The 13,550-nt window shown below is 62.5% G+C and carries 13 protein-coding genes; 9 read left to right on the top strand and 4 right to left on the bottom strand.

Going from position 1 to position 13,550, the window contains the following annotated elements; genetic code table 11:
• Nucleotides 1-4 precede the first annotated feature (4 nt).
• The 6 genes from IV091_RS03755 to IV091_RS03730 are packed head-to-tail and all read left to right on the top strand — an operon-like array spanning nt 5 to nt 4,692.
• Entirely contained in the window at nt 5-1,210 is a 1,206-nt protein-coding gene (locus IV091_RS03755; RefSeq protein WP_293465378.1) for a beta-ketoacyl-[acyl-carrier-protein] synthase family protein, read from the top strand.
• 1 nt (nt 1,211) lies between these two features.
• Nucleotides 1,212-2,009: a beta-ketoacyl synthase chain length factor gene (locus IV091_RS03750; protein ID WP_293465289.1), complete on the top strand. Its 798-nt coding sequence runs from the start codon at nt 1,212-1,214 to the stop codon at nt 2,007-2,009.
• Nucleotides 2,003-2,473, top strand: a complete 471-nt coding sequence (locus IV091_RS03745) for a 3-hydroxylacyl-ACP dehydratase (RefSeq protein ID WP_293465288.1) — start codon at nt 2,003-2,005, stop codon at nt 2,471-2,473. Before IV091_RS03750 ends, IV091_RS03745 begins: the two co-directional genes overlap by 7 nt.
• Complete coding sequence (fabG, locus tag IV091_RS03740; RefSeq protein WP_293465285.1) at nt 2,470-3,189, top strand: 3-oxoacyl-ACP reductase FabG; 720 nt, start codon at nt 2,470-2,472, stop codon at nt 3,187-3,189. Before IV091_RS03745 ends, fabG begins: the two co-directional genes overlap by 4 nt.
• Nucleotides 3,190-3,199: 10 nt before the next feature.
• On the top strand, nt 3,200-3,373 hold the full coding sequence (locus IV091_RS03735) for a hypothetical protein (protein ID WP_293465283.1): 174 nt from the start codon (nt 3,200-3,202) through the stop codon (nt 3,371-3,373).
• Nucleotides 3,370-4,692 (top strand): cation:proton antiporter, encoded by a 1,323-nt coding sequence (locus IV091_RS03730; protein ID WP_293465282.1) that lies wholly within the window; start codon nt 3,370-3,372, stop codon nt 4,690-4,692. The genes IV091_RS03735 and IV091_RS03730 overlap by 4 nt, the downstream gene beginning before the upstream one ends.
• Here IV091_RS03730 and IV091_RS03725 read toward each other — a convergent pair.
• Genes IV091_RS03725 through IV091_RS03715 form a run of 3 tightly spaced genes read right to left on the bottom strand, consistent with a single transcriptional unit; the run spans nt 4,651 to nt 7,659 of the window.
• Nucleotides 4,651-5,427, bottom strand: a complete 777-nt coding sequence (locus IV091_RS03725; protein ID WP_293465280.1) for a glycosyltransferase family 2 protein — start codon at nt 5,425-5,427, stop codon at nt 4,651-4,653. The two genes, IV091_RS03730 and IV091_RS03725, sit on opposite strands and share 42 nt — an antisense overlap.
• 39 nt (nt 5,428-5,466) lie before the next feature.
• Nucleotides 5,467-6,282 (bottom strand): lysophospholipid acyltransferase family protein, encoded by an 816-nt coding sequence (locus tag IV091_RS03720; RefSeq protein ID WP_293465278.1) that lies wholly within the window; start codon nt 6,280-6,282, stop codon nt 5,467-5,469.
• Nucleotides 6,283-6,306: 24 nt separating this feature from the next.
• Nucleotides 6,307-7,659 carry an NAD(P)/FAD-dependent oxidoreductase gene (locus IV091_RS03715; RefSeq protein ID WP_293465275.1) on the bottom strand — a complete coding sequence of 451 codons (1,353 nt, stop codon included), beginning with the start codon at nt 7,657-7,659 and terminating at the stop codon, nt 6,307-6,309.
• A 413-nt stretch (nt 7,660-8,072) separates the two neighbouring features.
• Between IV091_RS03715 and mutS the strand changes: the two genes are divergently transcribed.
• The 3 genes from mutS to IV091_RS03700 all read left to right on the top strand — a co-directional run bounded on the left by mutS (nt 8,073) and on the right by IV091_RS03700 (nt 12,431).
• Complete coding sequence (gene mutS / locus IV091_RS03710; RefSeq protein WP_293465375.1) at nt 8,073-10,634, top strand: DNA mismatch repair protein MutS; 2,562 nt, start codon at nt 8,073-8,075, stop codon at nt 10,632-10,634.
• 56 nt (nt 10,635-10,690) lie between these two features.
• Nucleotides 10,691-11,518: a proteasome-type protease gene (locus IV091_RS03705; protein WP_293465273.1), complete on the top strand. Its 828-nt coding sequence runs from the start codon at nt 10,691-10,693 to the stop codon at nt 11,516-11,518.
• Nucleotides 11,519-11,588: 70 nt separating this feature from the next.
• Nucleotides 11,589-12,431, top strand: coding sequence for an alpha/beta hydrolase (locus IV091_RS03700; protein ID WP_293465271.1), 843 nt, complete (start codon nt 11,589-11,591; stop codon nt 12,429-12,431).
• A 62-nt stretch (nt 12,432-12,493) separates the two neighbouring features.
• On the opposite strand, the gene IV091_RS03695 is transcribed toward IV091_RS03700, so the two are convergent.
• The gene (locus IV091_RS03695; protein ID WP_293465269.1) at nt 12,494-13,327 is read right to left on the bottom strand and encodes an undecaprenyl-diphosphate phosphatase; all 834 of its coding nucleotides are present in this window, start codon (nt 13,325-13,327) and stop codon (nt 12,494-12,496) included.
• Nucleotides 13,328-13,550 lie beyond the last annotated feature (223 nt).

Genomic DNA, 13,550 nt, shown 5'->3' with positions numbered 1-13,550 from the left:
TTCTCTGTACCCGCTCTGGCTTTCCCATTTCACCGCGACCAGCAGTATCGGTCGCGGCCTTCAGCAGACCCTTGCCGCACTGCGCCAGCGCCACAGTGGCCTGGTGCCTTGCGCGTTTGACACCGTGGATTTGCCCACTTTTGTGGGCGAGGTTGCGGGGGTGGATGCCGTGCAACTCCCCGCGCATCTGGCCGCCTTTGATTGCCGCAATAACCGGCTGGCCTTGCTGGGCTTGATGCAGGACGGCTTTTCCGAAGCCGTAGCGGCCGCCGCCCGAAAATATGGCGCGCAGCGCGTTGGCGTATTTATTGGCACCAGCACCTCCGGCATTCTGCAGACGGAGCTGGCCTATCGCAGGCGCGACCCGGCGAGCGGAGCCCTCCCTGCCGATTTCATTTACAACACCACGCACAATACTTTTTCGGTCGCCGATTTCACGCGTCATTATTTTGGCTTGACCGGTCCGGCCGCCGTGGTGTCATCGGCGTGCTCATCCAGCGCCAAGGTATTTGCCTCGGCCCGCCGCATGATAGCCGCAGGACTGATAGACGCGGCGGTGGTGGGCGGCGTGGATTCGCTGTGCCTGACCACCTTGTATGGCTTCAATTCCCTTGGCCTGATGTCTGCGCAGCCCTGCCGACCGTTCGACGCCGCACGGGACGGCATTTCCATCGGCGAGGCGGCAGCATTTGCCCTGCTGGAACGCGTTCCGGGCTCGCTGGATGAGGATGCCGTGTTGCTGCTCGGGGTGGGCGAATCCAGCGATGCATATCACATGTCCTCGCCCCACCCTGAGGGCCTGGGCGCCCGCATGGCCATGCAGGCTGCGCTGGAAATGGCGCATCTTCATGCAGCCGATATTGACTACATCAACCTGCATGGCACCGCCACCCCAAGCAACGACGCGTCCGAAGCCAAGGCCGTGGCCGCGCTGTTCGGGTCAAGCACACCCTGCAGTTCGACCAAAGGCGCAACCGGCCACACCCTGGGCGCTGCCGGCGGCCTGGAGGCGGTGATCTGCGCGCTGGCACTGCAACACGGGCTGATGCCGGGTGGCGTGAATACGCAGAAGCTTGACCCCGCGCTGCCCCTCAATTACCTGCTCGACAACCGTGAGCAAGCGGTTTCGTATGTGCTCAGCAACTCCTTCGGCTTTGGCGGCACCAACTGCAGCCTGGTGCTTGGACGAGGCAAGGGAGGCATCCACTAACATGCAGACACTCACCGCCTACATCGAGGGCATCGGTCTGTCAGGACCGGGCCTGAACGGCTGGCCAGGCAGCCTGGCCATTTTCACCGGGCAGCAGCCTTACCAGTTCAGCCCGACGCTGTTGCCACCGCCGCTAAGCCTGCCCGCGGCAGAACGCCGGCGCAGCAGCAGCATCGTCAAACTGACCCTGGCCACCGGCCTGGAAGCAGTTGCCGCAGCCGGGCTAGACGTGAGCCAACTGCCGATGGTGTTTTCCGCATCCAGCAGCGATGGCTACAACTGCCACGAAATCTGCCAGATGCTGGCCTCCGACGATCGCCAGATATCCCCCACCCGCTTTCACAATTCGGTCCACAACGCAGCGGCCGGCTACTGGGGCATCGCCACTGGCGCCATGGCTGCATCGTCGGTCTTGTGCGCGTTTGACGCGAGCTTCGGCGCTGGTTTGCTGGAGACGCTGGCCCAGGTCGTCGCTGACAACAAAGCTTGCCTGCTGCTGGCCTGCGACACGCCTTATCCTGAGCCCATGCATAGCATCCGTCCCCTGCCAGACGCATTTGGCGTTGCCATGGTGCTGGCGCCCCGGCAGAGCGACCGTTCATTGGCAAAAGTCAGCGTCAGCCTTGGCGATGCAGCCGCAGAGCAACTTGACGACAGCGCACTGGAAGCCTTGCGCAAGGCGATTCCTGCTGCACGCAGCCTGCCCTTGTTGCGCCTTGTTGCGAAGCGCGAGACGGCCCATGTGGTGCTGGACTATCTCGATACCGCGCGTCTGTCCGTAGACATAAGCCCATGCTAGACCACGCCTGGATTGCCGGTCATATTCCGCATCAGGGGACCATGTGTCTGCTCGACCGCGTGGTGCATTGGGATAGCCAGCGGATCCATTGCCGTGCCAGCAGCCACCGTAGCGCCGACAACCCGCTGCGTTCACGCGATCAGCTCAGCGCTGCCTGCGGCATTGAGTATGCAGCGCAGGCCATGGCGGTGCACGGTGCACTTCAGGCCCCTGCCGGCAGCAAACGCCCGGCTGCAGGCTTCCTGGTCAGTGTGCGCGGCACGAATATGCATGTACCGCGGCTGGACGACATCGATGCCGATCTCGACATCGAAGCCGTGTGCATGAGCAGCAGCGGCGACCATATCCTCTACCAGTTCAGCCTCCACGCAGCCGGGCGCCTGCTGATAGATGGCCGTGCAGCCGTGGTTGTCAACGCGGAAAGTATCGCCCAGGCGCCACAACAATCAGGAGACACACCATGAAACACGCGCTGGTCACAGGCGGCAGCGGCGGCATCGGCTCCGCCGTCTGTCGGCGCTTGGCAGCTGATGGTTGCCATGTTTTCATCCACGCCCACCGCGGCGCCGACGCGGCGCATGCACTGGCGGACGAGATCACCGCACAGGGTGGCAGCGCGCAGGTGCTGATGTTCGATGTGACGGACAGAACGGCGACGGCGGACGCACTCAAGCCGCTGCTGGAGCAAAACCCCATCCAGATCCTGGTCAACAATGCCGGCATCCATGACGACGCGGTATTCCCCGGAATGCGGGCCGAGCAATGGCACCGTGTGATCGACGTGTCACTGCATGGTTTTTTCAACGTTACCCAGCCCCTGATGATGCCGATGATCCGCACACGTTGGGGACGCATCATCAACGTCACATCGGTCGCAGCTGTGGCCGGCAACCGCGGTCAGGTCAACTACTCGGCCGCCAAGGGCGCGCTGCACTCCGCCACCAAATCGCTCTCACTCGAGGTGGCCAGCCGCGGCATCACCGTCAATGCCGTGGCACCCGGCATCATCGCCACGCCCATGAGCCAGGACACCTTTGATGCACCCACCATTGCCCAGCTGGTTCCCATGAAGCGCGCTGGCCGGCCCGAAGAAGTGGCGGACCTCGTCAGTTTTCTGGCCTCGGAACGCGCCGCGTACATCAGCGGCCAGATCATTTCAATCAACGGCGGCATGATTTAAGAAAATCTGCATGAAAGCCGATGAACCGACTGCCGGGATGCATGCACCTCATGGCCCGCATTCCCGGCGTGAGTCGCTCGTTCACGGCAAGCTTTCCATTTCAACCCGAAATCACCCTGGCGACAAACCGTTTGGGGCCAGGGCGGCGCTGTCCGGCCTGACCGATTGCTCGAAAAATCCATGACCACAGCCATTAACAGCGCCACCCACGCAACCGAAGCGCTGCTCTTTTTTACCCTGCTGCAACTCACCGTGATCGTGCTCGCCGCGCGTATCGGCGGCGGGATCGCGTTGCGTATGGGGCAATCGGCCGTGGTCGGTGAAATCGTGATCGGCATCCTGCTGGGGCCTTCACTGTTCGGGCTGCTGGCCCCCGATGTATTTCAATATGTGTTTCACTCCGGCGCACCAGAGCCGATGCAGATGCTGTCGCAAATCGGCCTGGTGCTGCTGATGTTTCAGATTGGCCTGGAATTCGATTTCGCACACCTGGCCGAGCGCCGCAATCGCCGCGTCGTGATGTGGGTGGCAGGTGCCAGCCTGGTGGTGCCGTTTGCACTGGGTTTTGCCGTCGGCCAGGTCAGCGCGCCCGTGCTCTCTCCCGGCGCACATCCGCTGGGGTCTGCGCTCTTTGTGGCGACTGCCTTCTCGATTACGGCATTGCCGATACTCGGACGCATCATGATGGAATTCAACATGACACGCACACCGATTGGCGTCATCGCCATCAGCGCGGCGGCGATTAATGACGTCATCGGCTGGCTGCTGCTGGCGCTCATCACCACACTCACCCTGTCGGCGTTCGATGCTGCCAGCTTTGCGGTCAAAGTGGTACTGGTGCTGGGGTTTTTCCTGTTCAGCTGGTTTGGCGTGCGCCCTGTCATGAAACGCATCCTGCATCGTTGCGATGCAGGCTCGGGGGCGCTCTCGCACAACCTGCTCGGTATCGTGCTGGCGGCCATTTTCCTGTCCGCCATGAGCACTTACCAGCTCGGCATTTTCGCCATCTTTGGCGGCTTCATGATGGGCGTGTTGCTGTATGACGAACATGCTTTTGTGCGCACCTGGAAGGCGCGCATCAGCCCGTTTGTCATGGTGTTTTTCCTGCCCATCTTTTTTACCTATACCGGCCTGCGCACCAATATCGGCAGCCTCGACAGTGCGGCGGCGTGGGGCTGGTGCGCGCTCATCGTCTTTCTCGCGACAGTGGGAAAGTACGGCGGCGCCTACGCGGCGGCACGTGTGGCGGGGATGAACCACTTTGAGGGCAAGGTCATGGGCATCATGATGAACACCCGCGCGCTGATGGAATTGATCGTGATCAATGTCGGCTACGACCTGGGCGTGATCTCGCAACAGATGTTTACCATCCTGGTGATCATGGCGATATTCAGTACCGTCATCACCAGCCCGCTGTTGCGGCGCTGGCTGCCGCGTATCGGTATTCCGGTGCCGCCGCGTTCAAAAGCGGCCGAGCGCGCGGCGCATGAGCAGCACGGGTAAGCGCAGCACAAATCCGGCCAGGAGACGCGAATGCATCCAGGTGAGCAGCAGGTTGTCGCGCAGGTAGTTGAAATGCGAGACGCCGCCTTCATCGGCACGAAAGTAGCGCACCGTCGCAGGCAGATTGACGGGTTTGACGCCGCGCCAGCACATGCGCACCACGGCTTCGGGGTCAAAATCAAAGCGGCGCATCCAGCGCTGGTCGCGCATGACGCTGCGCAGCGGCTCGATCGGGTAGACGCGAAAACCGAACAGCGAATCGCCAATCCCGGCCCACAGCGTTTCCAGATTGGCCCACCAGTTCGACACCTTGCGGCCGTTGACACGCAGGCGCGGCGCGTCGGCCGCGAACACCGGCACACCCAGCACCATGGCAGCGGGCTGCGCGCTTGACGCGGCCATGAAGTCGGGGATCAGGTGGGCCGGGTGCTGGCCATCGGAGTCCATGGTCAGCACATGCGTGAAACCTTGCGCTGCGGCCAGGTCCAGCCCGTGCAACACGGCAGCGCCCTTGCCGACGTTGTGCGGCAGCACGAGCACCCGCAAACCTTCATCCTGCGCCGCCATCGCCTGCAGTCCTGCTGCGCTGGCGTCGGTGCTGCCATCCACCACGACCCAGACCGGCGTCCATTGCGCGCGTGCCGAGCGCACCGTTTCATACACCTTGGGGCCGGGGTTGTAGCTGGGAATCAGCACAAGATGCGTGCGGGACGCGTTAGATGGGAAAGCATTCATCGGCATCAAACCTGAGCAAAAAAAGAAAACAGGCCCGGCTCAGGCCGGCGGCGCCGAGACAGGAAAATCGGGTAACTGCGCATGCGCCAGTTCGGACTGGAAGTACTGCTCGAGTTCGCTCGCAAATTGCGCGGTGTGCCGCGGCGGATCAAAGCGCTTGCCGAGGCGGATTCGGTAAGTGATGGGCATTTTCGGCCGCCACAACACCGACCAGCCTTTGCCCAGAAAGCCCGAATTGGTTTCAATAAAAACCGTCTGCACCGGCACGCGCGCATGTTTGGCGATCAGTCCGGCGGTCCCCTGCACCGGGCCGACAGGGAACCGGGTGGTGCGAGTGCCCTCGGGAAACAACAGCAAATGGCTACCCTGGCGCAGGTCGGCAACCGCCAATTGCACCATGGCGCGCAACGGCGTGTTCGGAATGTATCCCGTCAGCCGGGCGCCCGCACCGAAAAAGACGCTGTCGACGATATCGGCTTTGACGATGCAGGCCGCATTGGGCAGGCGCGACAAAATCATCACGGCATCGAGCAGCGACGGATGGTTGGGCGCGATGACCATGGCCGGGCCGTCCTGCAGCGCATCAAGCTCTGCCAGCTCGAAGCGACAGGCGCCCATAAAAACCAGCAGGCGCAGATAGCCCCGGAACATGGCGGCGACGAGCTTGCGGCCGATCCGCTTGCTCAGCACGCGCGGCAAAGCCGCGCGCAGCGGGAAGGCCAACAGCGTGACGGCGAGGCAGATCACGCCCAACGCCACAAAGCCTAGGTGCAGCCTGATGGTTTCATGCAATGCCCGGCGAACGGCGTTCAGCGTCACGTGCTTGTTCAGAACGGTATTTCGCTTGTTTTCCATAAAGTCAGTGCGTGCGGCGGCCTTTTAACGTGCCGCCGGCTCTGAGCCCTCAACGACGCGAATGTTGGCCTTGCGCAAGCGCATGGCCTGCCACGAGCGCCTGAAGTTCCAGGCGGAGGCAATGTAAAAAATACCCTTGAGCGCCGCGATCGAGCGCCAGATCGGTGTTTTTCCAAAAATATCGCCGGCCAGCATCGACAGCAGCGCTTCCTTCACGCGCCAGACATTGCTCGGCGCCATGAACATGTCGCGCATGGCCGGGTTCGTCACCCGATAAATAAACCACGAAAACTCCTTGGGCCCCAGCCGGACCTGCCGGTCAAAATGCGCCAGCGCCGACACGGCTTTTTCGGGTTCCCGCAGGCAGGCATCCACCGTCTCGGCCGCTACAAAGCCGCCCTGCATGGCCAGCATGACGCCTGACGAAAACACCGGGTCAATGAAGGTGAAGGCATCGCCAATCAGCAGGTAGTTGGGTCCGTGCGTTTGCTCGCAGGCGTACGAGAAATTGCCGGTCGCGGCCACATCGGACGACAGCGTGGCGTGGACCAGCCGCTCGGCCAGCGCAGGGCACATGGCAATCGTGTCAAGGAAAAAATCCTTGACCGGCTTGCTCCGACTCTTCAGGTAATGCGGCCACACCACGGCACCGATGCTGGTGCTGCCGTCGGCCAGCGGGATCAGCCAGAACCAGCCGTGCTCGAACCAGAAAATCGTGATGTTGCCTTCGTCCTGGCCCGGATGACGCGTGGCACCTGTGAAGTGGGCATACAGCGCCGAGCTGTTGTGCCTGGGGTTGCGGCGCTTGGTGTCGAACTGCTTGCCCAGCAACGTGTCGCGGCCCGAAGCGTCCACCACAAAGCGCGCGCGCCAGCGCTCGGAGCGTCCATCGTCGTGCTCGGCATGAACCGTGGCGCCGCTGTGGTCAGGCGCAAAAGCCACATCGCGAACCCGGCAGCCTTCAATCACTTCAGCGCCCAATCTGGCGGCATTGCGGATCAGGATTTCGTCGAACTCGGAACGCCGCACCTGGTAGGAAAACGGCATGGATTTGTCCCAGGCGTCGCCAAACTTGAAAGTCTGGGTCTTGCTGTCATGCCAGGGCGAGACAAATTCGGCGCCCCATTTCTCCATGCCGATGGCCTTGACGGCCTCTGCCACCCCGAGTTTTTCAAGCAGCGGCAAGTTGGCCGGCAACAGCGACTCGCCAATGTGAAAGCGCGGATGGTGTTCTTTTTCAAGGACCACGACCTTGTGCCCCCGTTGCGCCAGCAGCGCCCCAACCGTGGAACCCGCCGGGCCACCGCCAATCACCAATACATCGCACTCAGTCGGGGCGGCAGGGGATGCGGGGGTCGTTGAGCGCTGCTCGGTCATTTAGTGTCCTTCGCCGGGGCGTTTTTCGGGCCTGCAGCAAACCTGTGGCATCAGTCTGGGCATTGTTGTTAAGCATTTCGAGCCTCAGGTCAATGATTTTACTTCGGGGTACGACAAGTTTCGGTGAATTGCTGCAGTTCCATCCGCCCCGTGGTCTTTACTGCAAATAGCGCGCCTCAAGCATCACCACGCGTTGATGCCCAGCGTCAGAAATTCCTGGTTCTCGCCGCGTCAGGCATCCCGGCAAGTGCTATTATTTTCCTGGTCATGCTGCATCTCCATGCGGTCACCCTGAGTTCACCCGTGTATTCAGCCTTTTACCGCCACCGCCTGAAATCCCAGTGAACCCTCCTGCTTCCTTTCTCGATATCGCCGATCTGCCCGCCGCCGCCGGGAACGGAAAACACACGCCGATGATGGCCCAGTACTGGGGCATCAAGGCAGAGTACCCCGACACGCTGGTGTTCTACCGCATGGGCGACTTCTACGAGGTCTTTTATGCCGACGCCGAAAAAGCCGCGCGCCTGCTCGACATCACGCTGACGCGGCGCGGCCAGTCGGCGGGCGAGCCGGTGGTGATGGCCGGCGTGCCGTTTCATTCGCTTGAAAACTACCTGGCCAAGCTCATCAAGCTCGGTGAGTCGGTGGCGATTTGCGAGCAGGTCGGCGACGTGGCCACTGCCAAAGGGCCGGTGGAGCGCAAGGTGGTGCGCGTGGTGACACCCGGCACGCTGACCGACACCGCACTGCTGAATGACAAGACCGAAGCCATCCTGCTGGCCGTGCACCAGGGCACGGGCGCCCGCAAAAACAGCTGCGGCCTGGCCTGGCTCAGCGTCACCCAGGGCGAGATCCATCTGGCGCAATGCCCCGCTGACGAGCTGGACGCCTGGCTGGCCCGCATCAACCCGAGTGAGTTGCTGTACAACGTCGATGCCGCGCCCGCCTTTGAGCAGCGCCTGAAAGCCCAGCGCTGCGCCGCCAGCGCCCGCCCGGCCTGGCAGTTTGATGCTGCGCTGGGCGCGCGCCGCCTGCTGGAGCAACTCCAGGTCGCCTCGCTGGCCGCCTGGAACGCCGAAGGCCTGAATGAAGCGCATGCCGCCGCATCGGCACTGCTCGGTTACGCCGAACACACGCAGGGCCGGGCCCTGCCGCATGTGCAGGGGCTGCAGGTGGTGCGATCGGGCGAACTGATCGACTTGCCCTTGAGTACACGGCGCAACCTCGAACTGACGCAAACCCTGCGCGGCGAAGATTCGCCCACGCTGTTTTCACTGTTAGATACCTGCACCACCGGCATGGGCAGCCGGGCGCTGAAAAGCTGGCTGCTGAGCCCGCGCCGCGACCGCGCGCAGGCCGCCAGCCGGCTCGAAGCGATTGCGCAGCTGCGCCAGGGCGCGCAGCAAACCCTGCGCGCCAAACTCAAGGGTTGCAGCGATGTGGAGCGCATCACGGCCCGCATTGCGCTGCGCCAGGTGCGGCCGCGCGAGTTGGTGGCGCTGCAGCTGACGCTACAAAAAGCAGAGCTACTAACACCCGTGGATACTAAGATTTCAGCACTTTTGACCACTATTTTCGAGGATTTGCAGCCGCCCGCCGGCTGCGCCGCACTGCTGGGCCGCTACGTGCTGGACGAGCCCGCCGCGCTGATTCGCGACGGCGGCGTCATCAACCACGGCTGCGACGCCGACCTGGACGAGCTGCGCGCGATCCAGACCAACTGCGACGGCTTTCTGCTGGACCTCGAAGGCCGCGAAAAAGCCCGCACCGGCATTGCCAACCTGCGCGTGCAGTTCAACAAGGTGCATGGCTTTTACATCGAAGTCACGCAAGGCCAGCTGGACAAGGTGCCCGACAACTACCGGCGCCGCCAGACCCTGAAAAACGCCGAGCGCTACATCACGCCCGAACTCAAGGCCTTTGAGGACAAGGCCCTGTCGGCGCAGGAACGGGCGCTGGCGCGCGAGAAATGGCTTTACGAGCAGCTGCTCGACCAGTTGCAGGGCTTTGTGCCAAGCCTGAGCCGGCTGGCGCGCGCGCTGGCCTCGCTCGATGCGCTGTGCGCGCTGGCCGAGCGCTCGCTGACGCTGAACTGGTGCGCGCCCCAGTTTGTGGTCGCGCCGTGCATAGACATCTCCGAAGGCCGGCATCCGGTGGTCGAAGCCCGCCTGGCCGAAACCGGCGGCACGGCCTTCATCGCCAACGACTGCAGCCTGACCGGAAAAAGCCGCATGCAGGTCATCACCGGCCCCAACATGGGCGGCAAGTCCACCTATATGCGCCAGGTGGCGCTGATTGTGCTGCTGGCCAGCGTGGGCTCTTACGTGCCCGCCAGCCGCTGCCGGCTCGGGCCTATTGACGCCATCCACACCCGCATTGGCGCGGCCGACGACGTGGCCAACGCGCAGTCGACCTTCATGCTCGAAATGCTGGAGGCCGCGCAAATTTTGCATGCTGCCACCCCGCATTCTCTGGTGCTGATGGACGAGATCGGGCGCGGCACCTCCACCTTTGACGGCCTGGCGCTGGCCGGCGGCATTGCGGCCCACCTGCACAACAAGTCGCAGGCCTTCACGCTGTTTGCCACGCATTACTTTGAACTGACCGAGTTTCCGGCGCAGCACTACGGGGCGATCAATGTGCATGTCAGCGCGGTCGAGTCGGGCGCCGACATCGTTTTCCTGCACCACATCGAGCCCGGCCCCGCGAGCAAGAGCTACGGCATTGCGGTGGCCAAGCTGGCCGGCGTGCCGGCCGCCGTGGTCAACCATGCCCGGCATGCGCTCACCGCGCTGGAAGCCCAGCAGAACGAATCGCGCTCGCAGATCGACCTGTTTGCGGCCCCGCCGCAGGCACCCGAGCCTGACGAAAGCGCCGCCTTGGTGGCATTGGGTACGATAGACCCCGACGCACTGACACCGCGTGAAGCGCTGGAAGCGCTTTACCGGCTGAAAAAGCTGGCAGCCAACGCCTGAAGCGGCGAATCCCCGAGCCCCTGAATTCCCATTCGTCAATCTTTTCGAGCCCTCTCATGACCTATTGCGTCGCCGCCAAACTCAATGCCGGCCTGGTGTTTCTGTCAGACTCCCGCACCAACGCGGGCCTGGACAACATCAGCACTTTTCGCAAGATGATCGTCTACGAAAAAGCCGGCGACCGCTTCATGGTGCTGCTGTCAGCGGGCAATCTGTCCATTTCGCAATCGGTGCGCGAGATCTTGCAGATTGAACAGCTCAAGGACCCTGAGGGCGGCGAGCCGATCACGATCTGGAACGCCAAAAGCATGTTTGACGCAGCCCGCGTGCTGGGCTCGGCGATTCGCCGTGTCCACGAGCGCGACGGCGACGCCCTGCGAAAGGCCGACCTCGATTTCAATGTAGCGCTGGTGCTGGGCGGGCAAATTCGCGGCGAAGCGATGCGCCTTTTTCAGGTCTATTCCGCCGGCAATTTCATCGAAGCGACCGACGAGACGCCTTACTTCCAGCTTGGCGAATCAAAGTACGGCAAGCCGGTGCTGGATCGAGTGCTGACGCCCGAAACACCGCTGGCCGAAGCCGCCAAATGCGTGCTGGTGTCGATGGACTCGACCATCAAGTCCAACCTGTCGGTTGGCCTGCCGCTGGACCTGGTGGTCTATGAAGCGGACAGCTTCAAGACCGACAAGATTGTCTGCATTGACCACGACAACCCCTACTACCAGATGATGCACAACAACTGGGGCCGAAAGCTGCGCGAGGTGTTCGACAGCATCGAGGACCCGGTGTGGGACGACGCGCACACCGACATTCCCATCAAGATGCCGGCCGCCCGCCACGACATGCTCAAGAAAATCAGCACGCCGCATGAAAAGCTGATTTAGCCCTGTTCCTCCGATTCACCTCACCCCGGGGGTCATCCCGCAGCCAGCGCTGCGGAGCCCTTCAATACCTGTGCCCTCCAGCTCCAAACCCCTCATCATTTTTTCCCACGGAAACAGCTTTCCGGCCAGCACCTACGGCGTGCTGTTCCATAGCCTCAAGGCGAGGGGCTTTCAGGTCAAGGCGATTGAAAAGTTTGGCCACGACCCGCGCTACCCGGTCACCAGCAACTGGCCGAATCTGGTGCAGCAACTGGCCGACTTCACCGCCAGGGAAGTCGAGAAATCGGGCCAGCCGGCATTTCTGGTCGGCCACTCGCTGGGCGGGTTTTTAAGCCTGATGTGTGCCGCAGAGCACCCGGTGCTGGGCGGCCAGCCGGTGCGCGGCGTGCTGATGCTTGACTCGCCGATTCTGGGCGGCTGGCGCGCCACTGCGCTGAGCGTGGCCAAGCGCGCGCAGCTGGTGGGCTCGATCTCGCCCGGCGCCATCAGCCGCAAGCGCCGGCAGCAGTGGCTAGGCCGCGATGAAGTACTGGCGCATTTCCGCAGCAAAAAAGCCTTTGCCCGCTGGGACGAGCAGGTGCTGCGCGACTACATTGAGCACGGCACGCATGATGAAACCAGCTCGGGCCAGGGCCAGCGCCTGCTGAGCTTTGACCGCGACGTGGAAACTGCCATTTACAACACCCTGCCCGACAACCTGGAGCGCCTGCTCAAAGCCAACCCACTCAAATGCCCCGTCAGCTTCATTGGCGGGCGCCAGTCGTCCGAGATGAAGCAAGTGGGCATGGCCATGACCGAAAAAGTCACCAAAGGGCGCATCATGATGCTGGACGGCAGCCACCTGTTTCCGATGGAAAAACCGCTGGCCACGGCCGCCGCCATGGAGGCCGCGCTGCTGAACATGATGGGCTGAGCCACGCCGGCAAGGCCCCGGTCAATTCAGCCGGCGCAACCGGCTAACCCGGCTAAAACGCTTCAGTCGGCCCAGACCACCAGGCCGCTCCAGGCAGTGGCCAGCACCACGACGCCAAACACGATGCGGTACCAGGCAAAGGGCACAAAGCTGTGGGTCGCGATATAGCGCAGCAGCCAGCGAATGCACAGCCAGGCGCTGATAAACGAAAACAGCAGCCCGACCCCGAACATCGGTGCGTCGGCCAAGGACAGCAGCGCGCGGTCTTTGTACAGGCTGTAGGCGCCGGCCCCCATCAGGGTGGGAATTGCCAGGTAGAAAGAAAAATCAATCGCCGCCTGACGCGACAGCCCCAGCAGCATGCCGCCAATGATGGTGGCGCCACTGCGGCTGGTGCCCGGAATCATGGCCAGGCACTGCACCAGCCCCACCTTGAGCGCGTCCATGGTCGTCATGGCCTCGACCGTGTGAATGCGTGTGACCGCCGGGTTGCGCAGCTGCCGCCGTTCAGCCCACAAAATGATGAAGCCGCCAATGATGAAGGTGCTGGCCACCACCACTGGCGTGAACAGGTGCGCCTTGATGGCCTTGCCAAACAGCAGCCCCAGCAGCACGGCGGGGATAAACGCCACCAACACATTCAGCGCAAACTGCTGCGCCTGCTTTTCATTAGGCAAGGCGATCAGCGTGGCACGGATTTTTTGCCAATACACCAGAATCACCGCAAAAATGGCACCGGTCTGGATGGCGATGTCGAACACCTTGGCCTTGTCATCGTCAAAGCCCAGCAGCGCGCCCGTCAAAATCAAATGCCCGGTGGAAGAAATGGGAAGAAACTCGGTCAAACCCTCCACAATGCCCATGATGGCGGCTTTGATCAACAGTGCAATATCCACGCTGGCTCCTTAAATTGGGCTTGATTATCGCCGCCGCTGATCGGGCTCACCCGAAAAACACACGCCATAGCCAGATCAGGGAAATTGGCACGTCAGGGCCAGCGAGCCATGATCGAGTCATGGCCGAAGCAGTTGATGTTTGTCAAAAACGTCCGCCGGCTGCGCGCGCACAGTCAGGCCTGTGTTTGCGCCAGCAATGGTCGTCGCCGTCAACAAGGAGGAT

Source organism: Polaromonas sp., from assembly GCF_018780625.1.
Lineage (GTDB): Bacteria > Pseudomonadota > Gammaproteobacteria > Burkholderiales > Burkholderiaceae_C > Polaromonas.
The sequence above is the reverse complement of the archived record's forward strand: the minus strand, read 5'-3'. Positions and strand labels throughout refer to the sequence as shown.

What these genes read in the sequence shown, in the direction of transcription:
- IV091_RS03745 (WP_293465288.1), top strand. Translation starts at nt 2,003, where the DNA reads ATGCTAGACCACGCCTGGATTGCCGGTCATATTCCGCATCAGGGGACC.
- IV091_RS03735 (WP_293465283.1), top strand. Translation starts at nt 3,200, where the DNA reads ATGAAAGCCGATGAACCGACTGCCGGGATGCATGCACCTCATGGCCCG.
- IV091_RS03725 (WP_293465280.1), bottom strand. Translation starts at nt 5,427, where the DNA reads ATGAATGCTTTCCCATCTAACGCGTCCCGCACGCATCTTGTGCTGATT.
- IV091_RS03705 (WP_293465273.1), top strand. Translation starts at nt 10,691, where the DNA reads ATGACCTATTGCGTCGCCGCCAAACTCAATGCCGGCCTGGTGTTTCTG.
- fabG (WP_293465285.1), top strand. Translation starts at nt 2,470, where the DNA reads ATGAAACACGCGCTGGTCACAGGCGGCAGCGGCGGCATCGGCTCCGCC.
- mutS (WP_293465375.1), top strand. Translation starts at nt 8,073, where the DNA reads ATGATGGCCCAGTACTGGGGCATCAAGGCAGAGTACCCCGACACGCTG.
- IV091_RS03730 (WP_293465282.1), top strand. Translation starts at nt 3,370, where the DNA reads ATGACCACAGCCATTAACAGCGCCACCCACGCAACCGAAGCGCTGCTC.
- IV091_RS03720 (WP_293465278.1), bottom strand. Translation starts at nt 6,282, where the DNA reads ATGGAAAACAAGCGAAATACCGTTCTGAACAAGCACGTGACGCTGAAC.
- IV091_RS03715 (WP_293465275.1), bottom strand. Translation starts at nt 7,659, where the DNA reads ATGACCGAGCAGCGCTCAACGACCCCCGCATCCCCTGCCGCCCCGACT.
- IV091_RS03750 (WP_293465289.1), top strand. Translation starts at nt 1,212, where the DNA reads ATGCAGACACTCACCGCCTACATCGAGGGCATCGGTCTGTCAGGACCG.